Raw genomic sequence first — 19,644 nt, forward strand, 5'->3', positions numbered from 1 at the left:
GCCCCAAGAAAAACACCCAGAGCACCCCAAAACCCCCCCCCGGGGGGGGCGCGGCTCGCCCCCCCCCCCGGGCCGGGGGGGGCCGGGCCTCTCGGGAGGCCGTCCGGACGCCGCTTCCCCGACGACGTCCGGACGACCTGACCTGGAGCCTACGACGCCGGGGCGGGGAGCCTCACGTCGTCGTGCCTCAATCGTGACGGAGGAGCCCGGCGCCGGCCTCAGACCACCTGGTGCAGCCAGGTCGTCTGGCTGCCGTCACCGGCGTACCGGTAGACCTCCAGGTCGGCGTCCCAGGCCGCACCGAGGAGCTGGTCGACCCCGTGGCGGAACGCCTCGGCCGACGTGGCGGTCGCCGCCAGCGTGCGCAACTGCTGCTCGGTCACCACGATGTCGCCATTGGCGCTCGTGGGGGCGCGGAAGACCCCGTGGCCGGGCACGTAGGACATGCGCTCGCCGTCGTTGCCGTGGCTGGCCTCCTCGGTCACCTCGAAGCGCAGCATCGGCCACGCGCGCAGCGCGGCGACCAGCTTGGCGCCGGTACCGGGCGCACCGGTCCAGGCCACCTCGGCACGGAAGGCACCGTGTGCCGCGGGCTGGTCGGCCCACGACAGGGAGACCGGCGCGCCGATGACGCGCTCGAGCGCCCACTCGACGTGCTGGCAGAGCGCCTTCGGGCAGGAGTGCACGAAGACGACACCCTGGGTAGACCGTCGCTGCACGAGGCACCTCCATCGACTCGATCGGTCTCGTCTTCCCCAACGGACGATCGATTCGGTGACAGGCTGTGGTCAGCTCCGGTGGACCAGGGACGCACCGACAGTGTGCACGATGAGGCACCGGTCGCGCCAGTGCGGATGCGGCGGCTGGTGCGGATGTGGTCCCGCGCACCCCTGCCGCCACGGAAGTGCTGGTCAGGGCCATACCACGGACGCCTTCCCCGTGCCCAGCCACCCCTGGGCGGCCCTGACGGTACACCGGGCACCCGGTCACGCGCGGTCGCGGCCGAATGTGTCTCGCAACCCCCTGCCGGGGCCGCCGGTCACACTCGGTCACCGCCACGCGGGTGGGACGGTCACCGTACGAGATCGTGTACCCGGTCCCCGCCGGCCGCCTTGGCCCGGTACATGGCCGCGTCCGCCCGGTGCAGCACGTCCGCGACGTCGTCGTCCGGGCGCACCAGGGCGCAGCCCACGCTGGCGGTCACCCCGCAGCCGGCACCGGCCTCGGCGACGGCGTCCCGCAGGCGCCCGGCCAACGCCGCGTCGTCGGCGGGCGCCGGGGAGCCGGCGAGGACGGCGAACTCGTCGCCGCCGAGGCGGGCCACGGTGTCGGTCTCGCGGACCGCGGCGCCCAGCGCGGCGGCGGCCCGGCGCAGGACGGTGTCCCCGGCGGCGTGGCCGTCCCGGTCGTTGACCGCCTTGAACCCGTCGAGGTCGACGATGCAGACCACGGCGCGCTCGCCGCGGCCGGCGCGGCCCACGGCGCCCGCGACGCGCTCGAGGAAGACCCGGCGGTTGGGGACACCGGTGAGCGGGTCGGTGGTGGCCAGCGCCTGCTGGGTGCGCAGCAGCAGCACCATCCGGTCCTGAGTGGCCCACTGGTTGGCCGAGGTGAAGGCGCAGACGAGCGTCACGGTGACCAGGACGGTGGCCACGAACATCGAGTGGGAGTCCAGCGGACCGGCGACCACCAGCGCGTAGCAGGTGGTCGTGGCGATGCCGGTGAGCAGCACGCCGGCGGGCGGGTAGGCCACCGCCATGAACACCAGGTTGAGGAAGTAGAGGACCCAGAGCGGGCTCTCCGCGCCACCGTCGATCCGGGCCGCCACGGTGACGACGGCGGTGACCGCGGCGCTCCAGGTGTAGAAGAACAGGCCTCCGCGCAGGTCGTAGACCATCGAGCGCAGGGGCAGCAGGAGCAGCAGCGGCACCCCGAGGACCACGGACGAGGCCAGGACCAGCAGCACCGGGTGCCGGTGGCCGGCCGTCGGCGTCAGCAGCGTGTAGGCCAGCGAGGCCAGGCCCGCCACCTCGCTCAGCAGCACCCCGGTCTGCACGTGGCGGACCCAGAAGCGGGCGCGGTCCTCGGCGTCGGCCAGCGGCCGGTACAGCCCCGCGCCCAGCCAGCGGGGCGCGCGGCGCAGCAGCGCACGCAGGGCTCCCCCGCGCGCCACGCTCCCCGTCACCGCCGTGCTCACCCCCTGGGGTACGGCAGGACCCGCCCCACCCTGCACCCCGGGCCCGCGCGGCTCCCCCGTCCGGGGTGCCCCGCCGCCCGCTGGGTAGGGCCCGGTCATGGGAGCGAGGGACGCAGCCGGCCGGCCGCGCGGCCTGGCCGCCGCCGGACGCGACGTGGTCGGACCGCTGGTGCTCGGCGCCTGGGACGCCTTCCTCGAGCAGGCGGCCGCGGTCGACCTCGACCGGCCCACCCGGCTGCCCGGCTGGCGCGCGCACGAGGTGTGCGTCCACCTGGGCGCCTGGCCCGACCACGCCGCGCTGGAGGACCTGCAGGCCTCCGCGCGCGCCGGCGGCACCGGGACCCCTCCGGACGTCGACGCCACCAACGCCCGGGTGACCGCCGCCCACCGGGACGCGCCCCGCGAGGAGGTCCTGGCGGCGCTGCGCCGCAACCGCGAGGCGACGGTGCGCTACCTCGCCGACGCGCCGGCCGAGCTGGACACCGCGCCGGCGGTCTCCACGGTGGGCCGGCTGCCGCTGCTGTCGGTGGTGCTGGGCCAGGCCTACGAGCTCGCCGTCCACGGCCTGGACCTGGTGCCGCTGGGCGCTCCCCCGCCGCCACCGCCGGTGCTGCAGGCGGGGCTGGCCGCGCTCGCGGAGGTCACCGGGGCGCTGGCCGCCGCGGCGGGCATCTCCGGCGGCGCGACCCTGTTCACGCCCGACGGCGGGTGGACCTTCGCCGCGGACCCGCCCGGCTGGACGGTGCGGCGGGTGGACGGGGAGCGCCCGCCCGGCGCCGTCGTCGAGGCACCCGCCGACCTGCTCCTGGACGCCGCGTCGGGGCGGGTCAACCCGGCCGCCGCGCTGGTGCGGCGGCGGCTGCGGGTGCGCGACCTGCCCGAGCTGGTGCGGCTGGCGCCGATCGTCGAGTCGGTGCCCGGGATCCCGGGCGGGCCGATCCTGGCGCTGGCCGCCCGCACCGTCGGGGGCGCCGGTGACCTGCTGGGCCGGCTGCGCGGCCGCCGCGGCTGAGGCCGTCAGCAGGCGCCGCCGAGCGAGACGCCGTGCGCCTCGAGCCACGGCACCGGGTTGACGCGGCTGGCGTACAGGCCGCCCTCGTGCACCTCGAAGTGCAGGTGCGGGCCGGTCGACTGCCCCTTGTTGCCCACCGTGGCGATCTGCTGACCGGCGCCGACCACCTCGCCCGCCGACACGGTGAAGGTGTCGACGTGCCCGTAGAGGGTGATCCGGCCGTCGTCGTGCTGGACGTACACGGCCTGGCCGAAGCCGCTGGCGGGACCGGCCTGCAGGACCACGCCGCCGTCGGGCGCGTACACGGGCGTGCCGATCGGGGCGGCGATGTCCACGCCCTGGTGCATGGTGCCCCAGCGCGGGCCGTAGCAGGAGGTGACCCGGCCGGTGGTCGGCGCGATGCCCCCGCCGGCGGAGGACTGCACGTTGACCGCCGCCTGCTGCTGCGCGGCCTGCTGCGCGGCGTAGGCGGCCTCGGCGTCGGCGATGCCACGCAGGCGCAGCAGCTCGACCTCGGCGGCGCGCAGCTGCTCGTCGAGGCGGGCCTTCTCCGCGGCGACGGCGTCGTAGTCGGCCTGCGCCTGCGCCAGGCGGGCGTCGGCGGCGGCCTGGGTCTCGGCGGCGGCGCGGGCGGCGGCGTCGCGCTCCTCGACGGCGGCACGGGCGGCGGCGTCGGCCGCGGCCTCCTGCGCCTCGAGCAGCTCGTACTCCTCCAGCGTCTCGGCGCGCTGGTCGCCCAGCAGGTCGAGGGTGGCGGCGCGCTCGAGGACCTCGCGCGGACCCTGGCTGTCCAGCAGCACCGAGGCGGTCCCGGCGAGCTCGCCCCCGCTGCCCATGTAGGCCTCGCGGCCGAGCTCGACGACCTCGTCCTCCGCCTGCGCGACGGCGTCCCGGGCGGCCTGCAGCTCGGCGGCGGCGAGCTCGGCCTGCTGCTGGGCGGCGGCCAGCTCGGCCTGGGCGACCAGCGCGGCGTCCGCGGCGGCCTCGGCCTCGACGGTCATCCGCTGCAGCTGCTCCTCGGCGGCGGCGACCTGGGACCTCACCCGCTCGACCTCGGCGACGAGAGCCTGCTCGGTGGCCTCGGCGGCCGCGACGTCGTCGTCCGGGTCGGCGAGGGCCGGGGCGGACGCGGTGAGCAGGAGGCCCAGAGCGGCGCCGGTGGCGACCACGGCACGACGGATGCGGCGGGCGGAACGCGGGCTGGTCCGGTGGTGCAGGGACGCCAAGACGGCGGATCTCCGTTCCTCGGGTCCGCTTCCCGGGTCACCGCCACGTCCGGAGTGGACGCGCGGCTCACCCACGTGTGCCGTACGCGGGCGCGACCGAGCAGGGGCCTCGGAGAGGTCCCGGGTCCCGGCGCGGTGGCCGGCGGTCAGGCGGGGTCCGGCCGGTGTCCTCGGGGATCGAGGCGCGTGGGGCCCGGCGGGACCGTCGGCGAACGTACTACGCCGGACGGAGGTCAGGTAACGAAACGGTCAACTACCTGGCGCGCCTGCTTGCACGGGCGGGCCTGTGACCTGCGCGTCTCACGGGACGTGTGGGATGCGGCACTTTCGGCGACAAGCGCCTCTTCGGCTCGTCTGAGCGAACTGGCTGGTCATCCCCCCGTGACCCCACTCACAGGGGATTGCCAGCTACCGCGTGCACGCTGGCCCGCCGTACCCGTGCAGGAGGAGGGGAAACACGGACGGATCCAGGGCGCCCCATCCGGCGCCTCCGCTGCGGGCGTCCGACGGCGACCGGGCGGCCACGGTCCAGGCGCTGCAGGACGCCGTCGCGCGAGGGCTGCTCACCCCCGACGAGGGCAGCGACCGGATGGCGTCGGCCTTCGCCGCGGTCCACCTGCGCGACCTGGCACCCCTGACCGCGGACCTGCCTCCGGCGACGGCGCCGTCCGGTCCGCCGGGGTGGCGCCCGCTGGGGCTGATGGCCTGGGAGCAGGTGCGGGCGACGCTGCACGGCGCGCGCTCGGACGGGCCCACGGCCGTGCGCCTGGCCCTGGTGGCGGTGCTGACGCTGCTGCTGTTCGTCGCGCTCGGCTCACTGGTGCTGCAGGGGCTGTTCGACGGCGGTCCGGAGCGCTGGTCGGACGGCTGGCCCGAGGGCTGGGGAGAGCGTCCCGGACCCGACTGAGCCGGAGGTGTCCCGGGGACGGCGCCACCGCCCCGGGACGCTGCCCCCTGGGGACGGTGTCTGGCAGGCTGGCACCGGGGGCGGTAGCTCAGCCGGTCAGAGCACGGGACTCATAATCCCTGGGTCGTGGGTTCGAGCCCCACCCGCCCCACCGACATCCGTGCAGGTCAGCGCGGCAGGATCCGGCGCGCCTCGACGCCCCCGGGATCGTCCCTGCCACGATCGCGGGGCGGAATCCCGGCAGGCGCCGTGGCGTTCTGCCAGCGTCCCGAACAAGGAAGGGCAGACGATGACCACTGAGACGGCGATCCTGGCCGGCGGTTGCTTCTGGGGTGCGCAGGACCTGCTGCGCAAGCGCCCGGGGGTGGTGTCGACCCGGGTCGGTTACTCGGGCGGTGACACGCCGAACGCCACCTACCGCAACCACGGCGACCACGCGGAAGCGGTCGAGGTCGTCTTCGACCCCGACGTGATCTCGTTCCGCGAGCTGCTGGAGTTCTTCTTCCAGATCCACGACCCGACGACGGTCGACCGTCAGGGCAACGACGTCGGCCGGAGCTACCGCTCGGCGGTCTTCTACACGAGCGACGAGCAGAAGCGCGTCGCCGAGGACACGATCGCCGACGTCGACGCGTCGGGCCTGTGGCCCGGCAAGGTCGTCACCGAGGTGACCGCGGCCGGCCCGTTCTGGGAGGCCGAGGAGGAACACCAGGACTACCTGCAGAAGTTCCCGTACGGCTACACCTGCCACTACGTGCGGCCGGGCTGGGTGCTGCCGCGCCGCCAGGAGCAGGCCACCCGGTAGGCGTCCCCTCCCAGGGCCTCCTCCGGGGGTCCTGGGAGGGCCTCGCGCTGCACCACCGGACACGACGGTGCCGGGACCCCCACCCGACGCCGGACGCCCCTAACCTCGATCTTGTGAGCCGCGACCGCGACCAGCACGGCGACCCCCCGGCCCGGCCGCTCCCGGCACGGCTCGACCCGCGCGCCGGCCGTTCCCCCCACGTCCGCGGCTCCGGTCCCGCCGAGGCCACCGGCCCGCACGGGAGCCGGCGGGTCGGGACGCCGCGCCGCCGCACCAGCCCGGCCGTCGTCCTCGGTCGCGCCGTGGCCGTGCTCGTGTCGCTCGTCGTGCTGGCCGGCAGCGGCTGGGGCTGGTACCTGGGCCGGGTGGCCGAGGCGACGGTGAACCGCACCGACGCCATCCCCGCAGACGGCAACGCCGACACCGGCGGCGCGCCCGAGGCGATGAACCTGCTGCTGGTCGGCAACGACAGCCGCGCCGCGCTGACCTCCGAGCAGCTCGCCGAGCTCAGCGCCGGCGTGGACTCCGGGATCAACACCGACACGATGATCCTGGTGCACGTCCCGGCCGACGGGTCGCGCGCCTCGTTCGTCTCCTTCCCGCGCGACTCCTACGTGGAGATCCCCGGCCACGGGATGGACAAGCTCAACGCCGCCTACGCGCGCGGCTACGCGGAGGTCGACGACTCCGCCCCCGACGAGGAGAAGCAGGCCGCCGGCGCGCAGCTGCTCATCCGCACGATCAGCCAGCTCAGCGGCCTGCGGATCGACCACTACGCCGAGGTCGACCTGCTCGGCTTCTTCGAGCTCACCAGCGTCGTCGGCGGCGTCGAGGTCAACCTCTGCCACGCCGTCGACGACCGCGAGTTCTCCGGCGCGTTCTTCCCGGCCGGCAAGCAGACGATCAGCGGCGCCGAGGCGCTGGCCTTCGTCCGCCAGCGGCAGGGCGTCCGGCCGGACGGCAGCGCGGCCCTCCCCCGCGGCGACCTCGACCGCATCGTCCGCCAGCAGGTGTTCATCGGCGGCGTGCTGCGCAAGGTCCTGTCGCAGGACGTGCTGCTCGACCTCGGCAAGCAGCGGGACCTGATCGAGGCGGCGTCGGAGTCGCTCACCGTCGACGAGGACCTCGACCTCCTCGACCTCGCCCAGCAGATGCAGTCGGTGACCGCCGGGAGCATCGAGTTCCAGACCGTGCCCATCGCCGACGCCGCGGCCCGCGACGAGGACGGCCGGTCGATCGTGCGCCTCGCCGACGAGGACACCCTGGCCGACTTCTTCGCCACCCTCTCCGCCGAGCCGGAGGACCCGGCGCCCGCGCCCGAGCCCCCGGCTCCGGTGGCGCCCTCGGAGGTGTCGGTGGAGGTCTACAACGGCTCGGGCACCTCGGGGATCGCCGCCGAGGCGACCGCGGACCTCGAGGCCGCCGGCTTCACGGTGACCTCCACCGGCAACGCCGACAGCAGCGACTACGAGCAGACCGTCGTCCGCCACGCCGCCGGCGACGAGGCGCTGGCCGCCACGCTCGCCGCGCAGGTCCCCGGCGCCCTCACCGAGGTCAGCGAGGACGCCGGCAGCGGCACCGTGCAGCTGGTCCTGGGCAGCGACTTCAACGGCATCGGTGAGCCGACCACACCGCCCGAGCCGGCCGGTGAGCCCAGCGCCGAGGCGCCCCGCACGGCAGCGGACGAGACCTGCATCAACTGAGACTCAGGCTCCGTGGCGTCCGGCCACCGCCGTCGCGACGACGAGGTCCTGCCAGGACATCCCCACGGTCTTGACGACCAGCGGCCGGTCGGCGGGGACGGCGACCGCACCGGTGACGACGTCGCGCAGCGGCACCAGGTCGGCCGGGGTCAGCGCGCCCTCGGCGATCGCGAGCACGACGTCCCCGGCCTCGCGCAGCGCCGTCGCGACGTCCTCGACGACGACGGTGGCGCGGCCGAGCAGCGCGGCGTCGAGCTCGCGGGCGTCGGGCTCGTGCGAGCCGACGGCGACCACCACGGCGTCGTCGCGCAGCAGGGCGGAGTCGAACACCGGGGACCGGGCCGAGGTCGCGCAGACGACCACGTCGGCCGAACCCAGCTCCTGCTCGGCCCGCGGCGTCCCGAGCGCGACCGCGTCGAGCGGGGTCCGGGACGGGTCGCGGACCAGGTACGTGACGGCGTCCACGGGGCGGACGGCGGCCAGCGTGGCGACGTGGCCGGTGGCCTGGGGGCCGGCGCCGAGCACCGCGACCCGCAGGGGGCGGTCGGTCAGCCGCGGGAGGGCGGCGGCGACGGAGACCGCGGGGGTGCGCAGCGTGGTGAGCGCCGTGCCGTCGAGGACCGCGCGCAGCGCGAGGGTCCCCGCGTCGAACAGCAGGTAGGCGGCCTGCACGCGGGGCAACCCGCGGGCCGGGTTGCCCGGGGCGACGGTCGCCACCTTCACCCCGGCCGCGCCGGCCGCCTCCGACGGCATCAGCAGGAACTGCCCCCGCGCCAGGCCGACCGGGATGCGGGCCGGGTCGGCAGCGGGGTCGAGCCCGCCGCGCAGCGCCTCCGTGACCGCCCGCACCGCGGCCGCCGGGCCGAGGGCGGCGACGTCGTCCGCGTCGAGGACCCTCACCGCAGCACGAACGCGGGGACCAGCGGGTGGTGCGGGTCGACGCAGAACACGTGCTCCCCGGTCCGGTGGGCCGTGCCGGTGACCTGCGGGACGACGGCGGGGCGCCCGCCGGCGTCGACCCGGTCGAGCACCGTCCCGGTGAACGTGCTGCCGACGATCGACTCGTGCCGCAGCACCGTGCCCGCGGGCAGCAGGCCGTCGGCGTCGAGCGCGGCCAGCCGGGCGCAGGTGCCCGAGCCGCACGGGGAGCGGTCGACCTCGCCGTCGGCGAAGACGGTGACGTTGCGCCGGCGGGCCTCCCCCTCGGCGTCCCCCAGCTCGTCGAACCAGATGGTCCCGTGGACCCCGTCCTGCCGGGGGTCGTCCGGGTGCACGGCGTGCTCGCTGTCGCTGAGAGCCCGCTTGACCTCGCGTCCCAGGGCGATGAGCGCACCGAGGTGCTCCGGGGTGACCGACAGGCCCAGCGCGGCGGCCGGCAGTGTCGCGTGGATCGCCCCGCCGTAGGCGACGGTCACGGTCGCCTCGCCGCGGGAGGTGGTCACCGGCACCTCGGTGGCGACCACCCAGCTGGGCACGTCGACGAAGTCGACCGCGGTCACCCGGCCCGAGGGCACGTCGACGACGACGTCGGTGCTGCCGGTGTCCGGGGCGGCGACCCGTCCGGTGTCGACGGCCCACACGCCGAGCGCGATGGTGCCGTGGCCGCAGGCGGTGGAGAAGCCGTCCTCGTGCCAGAACAGGACGCGAAGGTGGGCGCCGTCGTCGTCCGGGGGCACGAGGAAGCCGCCGTACACGTCGGCGTGCCCGCGCGGCTCCGAGCAGAGCACCGCCCGCAGCAGCTGGACGTCGGGGTCGGTGATCGCCCGTGCCCGCCGCTCGGCGACCGTCGTCCCCGGGATCGGCACCGGTGGGTCGGCCACGATCCGGAACGGCTCGCCGCCCGTGTCGTGGTCCGTCGTCGCGATCGTCGCCGGCAGCACACCGGCACCCTGCCACGCCCCCGGCACCCGGCAGCGACCTCCGTCCCGGTCCGCCCGGGCCCTCCGCCCGTGCCGGCAGGACCACGGCCGTCCCTAGCGTCGGCGCCGTCGAGCACCCGACGTCAGAGGGAGGAAGAGCACGTGACCCGTGCCCTGGTGGTCTACGAGTCCCTGTTCGGGGACGCCCGCACGATCGCGCAGGCGATCGCGGCCGGGCTGTCGGAGTCGGTGCCCGCCGACGCCGTGGCCGCGGCGGAGGCGCCGGCCGAGATCGGGCCCGACGTGGCCCTGCTCGTCGTCGGCGGTCCCAACCACGCCTTCGGCATGCCCCGCCCGTCGACCCGCGGCAGCGCGGTGTCCGACCACGGTGCCGTCGTCCCCGACACCGCGACCGGCCTGCGCGAGTGGCTCGAGGCGGTGCGGGCGCCGGCCGGCGGGGTGCGCGCCGCGGCGTTCGACACCCGTCTCGACGGCCACAAGGTGATCACGCGCATGGACCACGCGTCGCGCACCGAGGAGAAGCTGCTCGGCCGGCTGGGCGCCGAGGTGGTCGCCCCCGCCGAGCACTTCTCGGTCGCCGGCACCACCGGGCCCCTGGTCGAGGGCGAGGAGGAGCGCGCCCGCGGGTGGGGCCGCAGCCTGGCCGCGCTCCTGGCCGCCGGGACCCGCGGCCGGTAGCCGCTCACGACGACGCCCCCGCCGCGAGATCGCGGCGGGGGCGTCGTGGCGCGCGGTCAGGTCCCCGACCGCCCGGTCACCGGCAGGTCGGGCTCGGTGCCGCGCGGGCTGGGCACCGGTGGCCGGCCGGTCACCGGGACCGGCCCGGACGGCGGCAGCGGCCGCGCCGCGTGCACGGCCAGACCGATCAGCAGCCCGCCGACCACCAGCAGCACCACGCCGATCCCGAGCAGCCCGACGGAGAACCAGGTGAGCCCGGGCAGCGTGGCACCGGCCCGGGCGACGGCCGCCACCCCGGCGTCGCCGTCGGCCCGCATGAGCACGACCGTCCAGTTCCCCTCGTCGGGACGCCAGTCGAGCACCTGGGTGCCGCTGCCGCTGGCCTCGGCGGTCCAGATGCCGGCCTCACCCGGCGGGACGGCGGGCGCCCCGCCCGGCACGTCGTCGATCACCCACGTCCGGTCGTCCCAGATCCCCCAACCCGGGTCCAGCTCCTCCGCCGTCGCGTGCCCCACGTCGCGCAGGTACCGGTCGACGTCGGCGGTCGGGGCCACGCCCAGGAACAGCTCGACGTCCGGGTCGTCGGGGGTCACCGTCAGGCGCGCCGTCCCGAGCAGCTCGTCGACCACCCAGTCCAGGCCGTCGCCCTCGAACACCATCCCCTCGGTCGTCACCGCGTAGCGGCCGGTGTCCACCGACGCGGCGGGCATGAGCAGCACGCCGTCGGCGTCGCGCTCGGCCCGGTCGGCCCAGAGCAGCGTGCTGCCGGCGACCAGCGGACCGGTCGCGGTGAGCACCAGCGCCGACCCGAGGACGACCGCCGTGACCCTCCCCGCGGTCCACCGGCCCTCCGCGGACGGCGCGGCGGCCACCGGCGTCGCCGGGGTGCCGGCCGGAGGCGGAGCGGCGGGCAGCGGCGTGGCGGGCACCGACCCGGGGTCCGTGCCGCCCAGGTCCAGCCGGAACGGCGGGTAGGCGTCGGTCAGCAGCAGCACGTAGGCGGTCACGCGCCAGGCCCAGCGGTCCATGCCGAGCACGAAGTCGTAGATCGGGACGGGGTAGCGCCCGCGGAACAGCAGGACCACCCCGGCGACGAAGACCAGCAGGGCGACCAGGCCACCGAAGGCCCAGCCGTCGTCCCCGACGCGGTCCCCGTCCCAGGACCCCGTGCCCAGCCAGACGCCGCCGCCGACGAACACCGCCAGCACGACGTAGTGCGGCAGCGCCAGCAGCCACCACTTCACCAGCACCAGCCCGCGGGAGAGCCGCTCGGGGTAGGGCACGTCGAGACGCGCCGGATGGCCGGGGACGTCGGCGAGGGTGAACGGCGGGTAGCGGTCGGTGCCCAGCGCCATGTAGCCGTAGTGCTGCACCCGCCAGGTCCAGCGCAGCACGCCGACGGTGAAGTCGAACAGGGGCCGCGGATACCGCCCGGTGACCAGGACGGCGAAGAACGCCACGACGGTGACGACGACGACCGCCACCCACAGGAACGCCAGCACCACGTAGTGCGGCACCAGCAGCAGCCACTTGACCAGCCACAGCCAGCGCGACAGCCGCGCGTCCAGCAGCCCGTCGACGCGCACCGGGTAGGGCGGCCGGCTCCCCGCCGGGGCCGTCGGCGACACGTGCTCGCTCACGGCACACCTCCTCCTGCCGCCGCGGCGACCCGGGGCGTCTTCCCGGCGCGAGCGGCCGACCCGAGCGTCGCGTCCCGGGCCGCTCGCCGGACACGGCCGAAGGCGACTGGCACCGGGGACGTTGGTCGCTGTCACCGGGGACCGCGGGCCCGGGACGGGGCTCCTCGGACGGACGACGCTCGGGGCACCACCGCCCGGAGGAGTCGCGCCATGACCCGCCGCACCGCCGCCCCCAGGTCGCTGCCGCTGCTCGAGGCGGCCGCCGACGCCGCCGTCCTGGCGCCCTCGGTGCACAACACCCAGCCCTGGCGGATCCGGCTGCACCCCGACCGGCTGGAGCTGTCCGCCGACCGCTCCCGGCAGCTGACCACCCTCGACCCCGCCGGCCGCGCCCTGGCCCAGAGCATCGGCGCCGCGCTGCTCAACGCCCGGGTGGCGCTGGCCGCCGCCGGCACCGCCGCCCGCGTCGACCGGCTGCCCGACCCCGTCGACCCCGACCTGATGGCGGTGCTGCACCCGGTCGCCGGCCCGGCCGACCCCGCGCTGGCCGCCCTCGCCCCCGCCGTGCGCCGGCGCCGCACCAACCGTCGCCGCTACGACCCCGAGCGGCTCCCCGAGGACCTGCTCCGGGTGCTGGTCGCCGCGGCCGCCGCCGAGGAGACCGTCCTGGTCCCGGTCAGCCACGAGGACCACGTGCACCTGCTCGCCCGCCTGGTCCAGCAGGCCGACCGCATCCAGAACGCCGATCCCGCCTACCGCGCCGAGCTGCGCCGGTGGACCAACCGCGAGCCGCGCGCCGGCGACGGCGTGCCCACCAGCGCCGTCCCGCACGTCGACGGCCGCCAGCACGACCAGCTGCCCGTCCGCGACTTCGACACCACCGGCGCCGGCCTGCTCCCGCCGGACACCGGCTCCGGCACCGAGCAGACCCTCGTCGTGCTCGCCACCCACCGTGACGACCCGTTGGCCTGGCTGCGCTGCGGAGAGGCCCTCGAGCGGGTGCTGCTGGAGCTCACCGCCCGCGGCTGGGTCGCCGGCCCGCTCACCCAGGCCGTCGAGGTCCCCGTCACCCGCACCCAGCTGCGCTCGGCGCTCACCTGGGACGCCCATCCCCAGTCGGTGCTGCGCATCGGCCGGGCACCGGCCACCTCACCGACCCCCCGCCGTCCCCGCGGCACGGTGGTCGAGAACAGCGCCTCCCCCGTCCAGCGCCCGGCCCGCGGCCGGCCCGGTCCGCCGACCCGCCCGGTCCCCGACGGCCGCGGGGGGACGACGTGGGTGTGACCGCCCGCCTGCCGGCGGTCGTGGCCGGGGTCGACGGCACCCGCGGCGATCGGCACGTGGCGCTCGCCGCGGCGGACGACGCACACCGCGAACTGCGCCCCCTGGTCCTCGTCACAGCGGTCGAGCAGGCCCCCGACGCGGGACGCGCCCACCACGGCCCCTGGTCCCGGGCGCTCGCCCACCTCGACGCGCTCCGCCGTGACCTCGCGACCCGGGTCCCGGCGCTCCCCGTGCGGACGGTCGTGCGGGACGGCCCTCCGGCCCGGGTGCTGCGGGACGAGGCCGCGGGCACGGCCACGACAGTCGTCGGCACCGGGGGCGGTCCCGACGGCCTGGGTCCGGTCACCCGGGCACTGGTGACGACGTCGGACTGCCCGGTGTCCGTGGTCGTGCCCCCGGGCGTCCCCGGAGGTCCGGTCGTGGTGGCCGGGGTGGACGGGACCGCCGGCACCACCGCCGTGCTCGCCGCGGCGGCCCTCCAGGCGGGCACGCGCGGCACCTCGCTGCACGTCGTCCACGCCTGTCGCGCGGACGGTCTGCGACAGGGCGTGGACGGTGTCCTCGCCGAGCCGTGGGCGCCGGTCGCCGCGGCCGTCACCGCGGCCGGGCGGCGGCTCGTCGAGGCGCACGTGGCCCGCGCCCGCGACGGGTGGCCGGGGATCCCGGTGTCGGTCGACGTCCGGGCCGGAGACCCGGCCAGGGTGCTGGTGGACCGCTGCCTGGATGCGGGGCTGCTGGTGGTCGGCCGCCCGCGCTCGGCGGCCGGGACCGCGCTCGTCGAGGCCGTCACCACCCGGGCCCGCTGCCCCGTGCTGGTCGTCCCGCCGGCTCCACCCGACCGCCGCCGCGCCGCCCGGCGGCCGGCCGGCATCGCCCTGCCCCGGTGAGCGCGACCCCGGGTCCGGTCGTGGCCCGGCTGCGGCGTGGCACGGGACGCGCCGCCCGCCCGGACGACCGGCTCGAACTGGTCTCCCTGCTGCTGTGCGCGCTGCTCGCCGTGCTCGCCGTGCCGGTGGGGCTCACCGTGGCCACCACGGTCGGCACCGACGTCGCCGCCGAGGTCCGGCAGCAGCAGGAGGAGCGCCACCGCGTGCCGGCCGTGCTGCTGGCCGACGCGGAGCCGGTGCCCGGCGTGGGGGCGGGCGCCCCGGCGGCCTGGACCGGGCCGGACGGCAGCGATCGCGAGGGCGAGGTGCCCGTCCCGGCGGGGACCCGCGCCGGGGAGACGGTGTCCATCTGGGTCGAGCCCGACGGGCGCCGCACCCGCCCGCCGCTGTCACCGGCCGGCGCACGGGTGGCGACGGCGGTGGCCGGCACCGTCACCGCCGTGCTCGTCGCCGCGGCCGCCGTCACGCTGCACGTCGCCGTCCGCGCCCTCCTCGACCGCGCACGGCTGCGCCGCTGGGCGCGCGAGTGGACCGAGGTCGAGCCGGTCTGGGCGGCCCGGTTCCGGCTCCGCTGACCCCGGCCGCGCCGACCCCGGGCCGGTACGGAGGAGGGGCCGGGACGCGCCGCGTCCCGGCCCCTCCTCCGTCGGTCAGGACCGGCCGAGCAGCCGGCGCCACCAGGACCGCCGGGGCGGCGCGGACCCCGTCGACGGGACCGGTCCGGCCGGCTCCCGCTGCGCCCGTGACGCTCCCTTGCCGGACCCCGCGGGACGCCCGCGCTCGGAGGCGCGGGCGTGGCTCAGGTAGTCCTGGACGGCCTGCGGGTCGAGCCGGTGACCGCGGGCGGCGACGTCGTGCCGGGCCTCCCACTGCGCGATCAGCTTCTCGTCCTCGGACATCTCGCGGCGCGGGTGCTCGCCGGCGGCGTCGGGCGCGGTCATGTCGGGGTCCTCCTGGAGGGGTGCGGTCGTTCCGGTCCTACGCTCTCCCGGCCGGGGCCGCCACCGCAGGGGGCGAGGGTCCCGCGGACCGGGACCTACGGCCCTCACGCGTGCAGGACGGCGGCGCCGGCGAAGCGGCCGTGCGCGAGGTCGGCGAGGGCCCGCGGCGCGTCCTCGAGGTCGTAGGCGGTGGTCGTCGCCCGCACGCCCAGCCGGCCGGCGAGGGTGAGGAACTCCTCGGCGTCGCGCCGGGTGTTCGCGGTGACGCTGCGCAGCCGTCGCTCCTGGAACAGCTCCTCGGCGTAGGACAGGGCCGGCACGTCGGACAGCCAGATCCCGGCGACGGCGAGGGTCCCGCCCCGGTCGAGGGCCCGCAGCGCCCCGGGCACCAGCTCGCCCGCGGGTGCGAACAGGACCGCGCCGTCGAGGGGTTCGGGCGGGGCGTCGATGGCGTCGCCGACCGAGTCCACCCCCAGCTCCCGCGCCAGCCGGCGGTTGGCCGCCCCGCGGGTGAGCACGTGTACCCGCAGTCCCTGCGCGAGCGCGACCTGCGCGGTGAGGTGCGCGCTGCCGCCGAAGCCGTAGATCCCGAGCCGGCCGCCCGGCGGCACCTCGGCGCAGCGCAGCGCGCGGTAGCCGATGATCCCGGCGCACAGCAGGGGCGCGGCCTGCTCGTCGTCGAGTCCCTCGGGCAGCCGGTGGGCGAAGCGCTCGTCGACCAGGCAGGCGTCGGCGTAGCCGCCGTCGAGGTCCCAGCCGGTGAACCGGGGGTCGGTGCACAGGTTCTCGTCCCCGCGGCGGCAGAACCGGCAGGAGCCGTCGGTGCGGCCCAGCCACGGGACGCCGACCCGGTCGCCGACGACGAAGCGGGTCGCCCCGGGACCGAGCGCGTCGACCCGCCCGACCACCTCGTGCCCGGGGACGACACCGGGCCGCCGCGGCGGGAGGTCGCCCTCGGCCAGGTGCAGGTCGGTGCGGCACACCCCGCAGCAGGTGACCGCGACCCGCACCTGCCCCGGGCCGGGGTCGGGGAGCTCCCGCTCGACCCGGTCGAGCGGGCCGTCGTCGGCCGGCGCCGGCGTGCCGACGACCCAGGCGCGCACGGCCCGGCTCAGGCCGGCGCGGGCGGAGGGTCGCCGCGGTGCTGCTGCCGGGCCGTGTCCATCGGCGGTCCTCACGTCGGGCCCGGACCGGTGCCGGGCGGCACCCCCCACCGTCCGCCGGACCGCGCCCCGCGGACCGGAGGCGAGGGGCCTCCCGTCCCGGGACCTCCGTCCCCCGCGACGACGTCGGCCGACCCTGGGCGGGCCCGTCCGGCCGACCTAGCGTCCGGGACACCGACCGGAGGAGGAGCCGTGCAGGTGCGAGACGTCATGACCCGCGACGTGGTGACGGTGGGCCCGCACACCGCGGTGCGGTACGCCGCGGAGGTGATGGCCGGGCGGGGCTTCGCCGCCCTGCCGGTGGTCGAGGACGACGACCGGCTCGTCGGCGTCGTCGCGGAGGCCGACGTGCTGCGCGACCGGCTGCCCGCCGACCCGCGGCTGCACCTGCGCCGGGACGGCGGCGGTGGCGGGGAGCCGCCGCCCGGCCTGGTGCGGGACGTGATGACCCGACGGGTGCGGTCGGTCGACGTCACCGCCGACGTCGCCGACGTCGCGCGGCTCTTCGTCGACCAGGGGCTGCGCAGCGTCCCGGTGACCGACGGCGGCCGGCTGGCCGGCATCGTCAGCCGCCGTGACCTGCTGCGCACGCTGGTGCGCCCGGACGACGACGTCCGGGACGAGCTGCTGCAGCTGGTGGAGGGCTACACCGGGGAGCTCGACGCCTGGCAGGTCGCCGTCACCGACGGGGTGGCGACCGTCCAGCGGCTGCGCGGCGAGCCGGAGGGACCGGAGGGCACCGAGGAGCGGGCGCTGACCGAGCTGGCCCGGACCGTCGGCGGCGTCGTGGCCGTCCGCGTGCTGCCGGCCGGCGCCGACCCGACCGGCACCGACCCGGCCCGCACGAGTGCGGCGACGTCCCCGGGGAGCCGGCCGTGACCCGGCCCCGGGCCGAGCGGACCGTCGTCGTCGGGATCGACGGGTCCGACGCCGCGCGGGAGGCGGCCGCGGTCGCCGTCGAGGAGGCCGCCCGCCGCGGCTGCGCCCTGCGCCTGGTCCACGCGCTGCTCTGGTCGGCGGCCGCGCCCCCGTCCCCGGGTACGGACGACCCCGGGTTCCCGGACACCGGCGGCCTGCTGCGCGCGGCCGCCGAGTCGGCGCTGCGCACCGCGGCCGGGGACGCCGCGGAGGTGCTCGGAGCCGACCGCGTCAGCTGGGCGGTGGTGCCCGGGGACGCGGCCGACGTCCTGGCCCGCGCGGCCGGCGGCGCCGAGCTGCTCGTCCTGGGCAGCCGGGGGGTGGGCGGCGTCTCGGGCCTGCTGCTCGGGTCGACCGCCGCGGAGGTCCTCGCGGCACCGCCGTGCCCGGTGCTGCTGCTCCCGGAGCCGACGGCCGTGGCGGTCCGGCCGCGGACCACGGTCGTCGCGGCGGTGGCCGGCGGGCCCGCCGACGACGCCGTGCTCGCCTTCGCGTTCGCCGAGGCCGCGATGCGGGCGACGGACCTGCTCGCCGTGCACGCCTGGCAGGACGTCGCGCTGGAGACCGCGCTGCTGTCCACCAGCGCGCTGGGCGACTGGGCCGGCGTCCTCGCCGACGAGCAGCGCGTGCTGGCCGAGGCGCTCGCCGGCTGGCGGGACAAGGAGCCCGACGTCCCCGTCCGCGAGGCCGTGGTCCGCGACCGCCCGGCCCGCGCCCTGCTCGCGGCGGCGCTGACGGCGGAACTGCTCGTCGTCGGCGCCCGGCCGCACCGGCTCCCGGCCCGGCTGCGGTCGACCACCCACGCGGTGGTGCACCGGCCGCCCTGCCCGGTCGCGGTGGTGCCGACGACCGACACCCCGGGCGGCCGGCGGTGACCGGCCGCCGCGTCCTGGTGGCCGTCGCCAGCCGCCACGGCTCGACGGCCGAGATCGCCGGGGTGCTCGCCGAGGAGATCGCGGGCTGCCCGGCCGGGCGCGGGGCCGGGCTGAGCGCGGCCGCCGTGCCGGTCGAGTCCCGCCCCGACCCGGCGCTCTGGGACGCGGTGGTGCTGGGCAGCGCCGTGTACGCGGGCCGTTGGCTCGGGCCGGCCCACGACCTGGCCGTCCACTCCGTGGCGGAGCTGCGCCGACGGCCGGTGTGGCTGTTCTCCAGCGGGCCGATCGGCGCGCCGCCGTTCCCGCCGGAGGAGCCCCACGACGTCGCCACGCTGACCGATCTCCTCCCGCTGCGCGGGAGCCGCGTCTTCCCGGGCCGGCTGGACCCGGGCCGCCTGAGCTTCGGCGAGCGGGCGATGGCGAGCGCGATGCGGGCGCCGGTCGGCGACTTCCGGGACTGGGAGGCCGTCCGCGGGTGGGCCCGCGAGATCGCGGTCGCCCTGGCTGCCGAGGAGCCGGCTCCGCGGCCCCCACGCCGGGAACCCGCGGGCCCCCGGAGCTGACGGGGCCGGGACGGTCGGTGGCCGCGGCTAGCCTCCGGCCATGCCCGAGCAGGTCACGCCCTTCCTGATGTTCACCGGCGACGCCGAGCGCGCCATCGAGCTCTACACGTCGCTGTTCGACGACGCGCGCGTGCTGGGCCTCACGCGGTGGGGGCCGGGCGGCCAGGGCGCGGAGGGGACGGTGGAGCAGGCCACCTTCTCCATCGCCGGTCAGGTGTTCCGCTGCTTCGACAGCCCCCCGGTGCACGACTTCGGCTTCACGCCGTCCTTCTCGATCTTCGTCGACGTCGCGTCGGCCGACGAGCTCGACCGGCTGTTCGCCGGTCTCTCCGACGGCGGCACGGTCCTGATGCCGGTGGACGGGTACGGCTTCAGCCGCCGCTTCGGCTGGGTGAACGACCGCTTCGGGGTGTCCTGGCAGCTGAACCTCGCCTAGGGCGGGTCAGACCAGCGGCTGTCCGGCGCCCTCGATGCGCGGGGTGGTGCCCGACCGCACCACGGTGACCGGGCAGGCGGCCTCGCGCAGCACGGCCTGCGCGAGCGACCCGAGCCGGCCGAGCGCGCCGCCCCAGCCGCGGACGCCGACCACCAGCATCTCCGCGCCGCGGGAAGCGGCCACCACCGCCTCCGCCGGCGCGGCGTGCACCGCGCGGCAGGTCACCGCGGTCCCCTCGGGCACGCGGGCCGCGGCGACGTCGTCGGCCAGCGCCTGCTCCACGGCCTTCTCGTAATCGGCCATCGGCGGCACGTAGCCGGGCTCCCAGGTGGCCGGCCGGGGCGCGGTCGGGATGCTCCACGCCCGCACCACCGTGAGCGGCAGGCCGGCCCGCGCAGCCAGCCGCCCGGCCCACGCCAGCGCCTCGCGGGCGCAGGCCGAGCCGTCGACCCCGACCACGATGCCGTTCTGCTGCGCCGTCGTCTCCACCCCATGGCCTCCTCACGACCGATCCCCTCCGCCCGACCCT

The 19,644-nt window shown here is 77.4% G+C and carries 21 protein-coding genes and 1 tRNA gene; 13 read left to right on the forward strand and 9 right to left on the reverse strand.

The features are described 5' to 3' along the window. Positions 1-218: 218 nt before the first annotated feature. Together ACI79O_RS12435 and ACI79O_RS12440 are read right to left on the reverse strand one after the other, a co-directional pair. On the reverse strand, positions 219-719 hold the full coding sequence (locus ACI79O_RS12435; protein ID WP_456876701.1) for a DUF3145 domain-containing protein: 501 nt from the start codon (positions 717-719) through the stop codon (positions 219-221). A 353-nt stretch (positions 720-1,072) separates the two neighbouring features. Beyond that, positions 1,073-2,185, reverse strand: coding sequence for a GGDEF domain-containing protein (locus ACI79O_RS12440; RefSeq protein WP_456914289.1), 1,113 nt, complete (start codon positions 2,183-2,185; stop codon positions 1,073-1,075). A gap of 109 nt (positions 2,186-2,294) precedes the next feature. Between ACI79O_RS12440 and ACI79O_RS12445 the strand changes: the two genes are divergently transcribed. After that, positions 2,295-3,209 carry a maleylpyruvate isomerase N-terminal domain-containing protein gene (locus ACI79O_RS12445; protein WP_456914290.1) on the forward strand — a complete coding sequence of 305 codons (915 nt, stop codon included), beginning with the start codon at positions 2,295-2,297 and terminating at the stop codon, positions 3,207-3,209. Between the two features lie 5 nt (positions 3,210-3,214). Here the strand turns inward: ACI79O_RS12445 and ACI79O_RS12450 are convergent, their stop codons facing one another. Continuing rightward, positions 3,215-4,378 (reverse strand): M23 family metallopeptidase, encoded by a 1,164-nt coding sequence (locus ACI79O_RS12450; RefSeq protein WP_456889395.1) that lies wholly within the window; start codon positions 4,376-4,378, stop codon positions 3,215-3,217. Positions 4,379-4,850: 472 nt separating this feature from the next. Here ACI79O_RS12450 and ACI79O_RS12455 point away from each other — a divergent pair, with 472 nt between their 5' ends. The 4 genes from ACI79O_RS12455 to ACI79O_RS12470 all read left to right on the forward strand — a co-directional run bounded on the left by ACI79O_RS12455 (position 4,851) and on the right by ACI79O_RS12470 (position 7,850). Further along, positions 4,851-5,342, forward strand: a complete 492-nt coding sequence (locus ACI79O_RS12455) for a DUF1707 SHOCT-like domain-containing protein (protein ID WP_456914291.1) — start codon at positions 4,851-4,853, stop codon at positions 5,340-5,342. A 77-nt stretch (positions 5,343-5,419) separates the two neighbouring features. Then, positions 5,420-5,493 (forward strand) — tRNA-Ile (locus ACI79O_RS12460). Positions 5,494-5,631: 138 nt separating this feature from the next. Further along, positions 5,632-6,147 (forward strand): peptide-methionine (S)-S-oxide reductase MsrA, encoded by a 516-nt coding sequence (msrA, locus tag ACI79O_RS12465; RefSeq protein WP_456889392.1) that lies wholly within the window; start codon positions 5,632-5,634, stop codon positions 6,145-6,147. Between the two features lie 113 nt (positions 6,148-6,260). After that, complete coding sequence (locus ACI79O_RS12470) at positions 6,261-7,850, forward strand: LCP family protein (RefSeq protein WP_456914292.1); 1,590 nt, start codon at positions 6,261-6,263, stop codon at positions 7,848-7,850. A 3-nt stretch (positions 7,851-7,853) separates the two neighbouring features. Here ACI79O_RS12470 and ACI79O_RS12475 read toward each other — a convergent pair whose 3' ends face one another. Beyond that, complete coding sequence (locus ACI79O_RS12475) at positions 7,854-8,750, reverse strand: ornithine cyclodeaminase family protein (RefSeq protein ID WP_456914293.1); 897 nt, start codon at positions 8,748-8,750, stop codon at positions 7,854-7,856. Further along, on the reverse strand, positions 8,747-9,730 hold the full coding sequence (locus ACI79O_RS12480; protein ID WP_456914294.1) for a proline racemase family protein: 984 nt from the start codon (positions 9,728-9,730) through the stop codon (positions 8,747-8,749). Before ACI79O_RS12480 ends, ACI79O_RS12475 begins: the two co-directional genes overlap by 4 nt. A gap of 141 nt (positions 9,731-9,871) precedes the next feature. Here ACI79O_RS12480 and ACI79O_RS12485 point away from each other — a divergent pair, with 141 nt between their 5' ends. Beyond that, positions 9,872-10,408 carry a flavodoxin family protein gene (locus ACI79O_RS12485; RefSeq protein WP_456874008.1) on the forward strand — a complete coding sequence of 179 codons (537 nt, stop codon included), beginning with the start codon at positions 9,872-9,874 and terminating at the stop codon, positions 10,406-10,408. A 56-nt stretch (positions 10,409-10,464) separates the two neighbouring features. Here the strand turns inward: ACI79O_RS12485 and ACI79O_RS12490 are convergent, their stop codons facing one another. Further along, positions 10,465-12,048: a DUF4389 domain-containing protein gene (locus ACI79O_RS12490; protein WP_456914295.1), complete on the reverse strand. Its 1,584-nt coding sequence runs from the start codon at positions 12,046-12,048 to the stop codon at positions 10,465-10,467. A gap of 210 nt (positions 12,049-12,258) precedes the next feature. On the opposite strand from ACI79O_RS12490, the gene ACI79O_RS12495 reads away from it, so the two are divergent. The 3 genes from ACI79O_RS12495 to ACI79O_RS12505 are packed head-to-tail and all read left to right on the forward strand — an operon-like array spanning position 12,259 to position 14,794. Further along, positions 12,259-13,332 carry an Acg family FMN-binding oxidoreductase gene (locus ACI79O_RS12495; protein WP_456914296.1) on the forward strand — a complete coding sequence of 358 codons (1,074 nt, stop codon included), beginning with the start codon at positions 12,259-12,261 and terminating at the stop codon, positions 13,330-13,332. After that, positions 13,329-14,219 carry a universal stress protein gene (locus tag ACI79O_RS12500; protein ID WP_456914297.1) on the forward strand — a complete coding sequence of 297 codons (891 nt, stop codon included), beginning with the start codon at positions 13,329-13,331 and terminating at the stop codon, positions 14,217-14,219. The genes ACI79O_RS12495 and ACI79O_RS12500 overlap by 4 nt, the downstream gene beginning before the upstream one ends. Beyond that, the gene (locus tag ACI79O_RS12505; RefSeq protein ID WP_456889380.1) at positions 14,216-14,794 is read left to right on the forward strand and encodes an Rv1733c family protein; all 579 of its coding nucleotides are present in this window, start codon (positions 14,216-14,218) and stop codon (positions 14,792-14,794) included. Before ACI79O_RS12500 ends, ACI79O_RS12505 begins: the two co-directional genes overlap by 4 nt. Before the next feature lie 75 nt (positions 14,795-14,869). On the opposite strand, the gene ACI79O_RS12510 is transcribed toward ACI79O_RS12505, so the two are convergent. Together ACI79O_RS12510 and ACI79O_RS12515 are read right to left on the reverse strand one after the other, a co-directional pair. Then, entirely contained in the window at positions 14,870-15,160 is a 291-nt protein-coding gene (locus ACI79O_RS12510) for a hypothetical protein (protein WP_456914298.1), read from the reverse strand. Positions 15,161-15,264: 104 nt separating this feature from the next. Beyond that, positions 15,265-16,263, reverse strand: coding sequence for a zinc-dependent alcohol dehydrogenase family protein (locus ACI79O_RS12515; RefSeq protein ID WP_456914299.1), 999 nt, complete (start codon positions 16,261-16,263; stop codon positions 15,265-15,267). A gap of 252 nt (positions 16,264-16,515) precedes the next feature. On the opposite strand from ACI79O_RS12515, the gene ACI79O_RS12520 reads away from it, so the two are divergent. Genes ACI79O_RS12520 through ACI79O_RS12535 form a run of 4 tightly spaced genes read left to right on the forward strand, consistent with a single transcriptional unit; the run spans position 16,516 to position 19,115 of the window. Continuing rightward, positions 16,516-17,202 carry a CBS domain-containing protein gene (locus ACI79O_RS12520; RefSeq protein ID WP_456889374.1) on the forward strand — a complete coding sequence of 229 codons (687 nt, stop codon included), beginning with the start codon at positions 16,516-16,518 and terminating at the stop codon, positions 17,200-17,202. Next, positions 17,199-18,116, forward strand: a complete 918-nt coding sequence (locus ACI79O_RS12525; RefSeq protein ID WP_456914300.1) for a universal stress protein — start codon at positions 17,199-17,201, stop codon at positions 18,114-18,116. The genes ACI79O_RS12520 and ACI79O_RS12525 overlap by 4 nt, the downstream gene beginning before the upstream one ends. Next, entirely contained in the window at positions 18,113-18,679 is a 567-nt protein-coding gene (locus ACI79O_RS12530) for a flavodoxin domain-containing protein (protein ID WP_456889370.1), read from the forward strand. Before ACI79O_RS12525 ends, ACI79O_RS12530 begins: the two co-directional genes overlap by 4 nt. A 40-nt stretch (positions 18,680-18,719) precedes the next feature. Further along, positions 18,720-19,115 (forward strand): VOC family protein, encoded by a 396-nt coding sequence (locus ACI79O_RS12535; protein WP_456889368.1) that lies wholly within the window; start codon positions 18,720-18,722, stop codon positions 19,113-19,115. Positions 19,116-19,121: 6 nt separating this feature from the next. On the opposite strand, the gene ACI79O_RS12540 is transcribed toward ACI79O_RS12535, so the two are convergent. Beyond that, positions 19,122-19,604 (reverse strand): universal stress protein, encoded by a 483-nt coding sequence (locus ACI79O_RS12540; protein ID WP_456889366.1) that lies wholly within the window; start codon positions 19,602-19,604, stop codon positions 19,122-19,124. Between the last annotated feature and the right edge of the window lie 40 nt (positions 19,605-19,644).

This window comes from Geodermatophilus sp. SYSU D00696 (genome assembly GCF_054050235.1).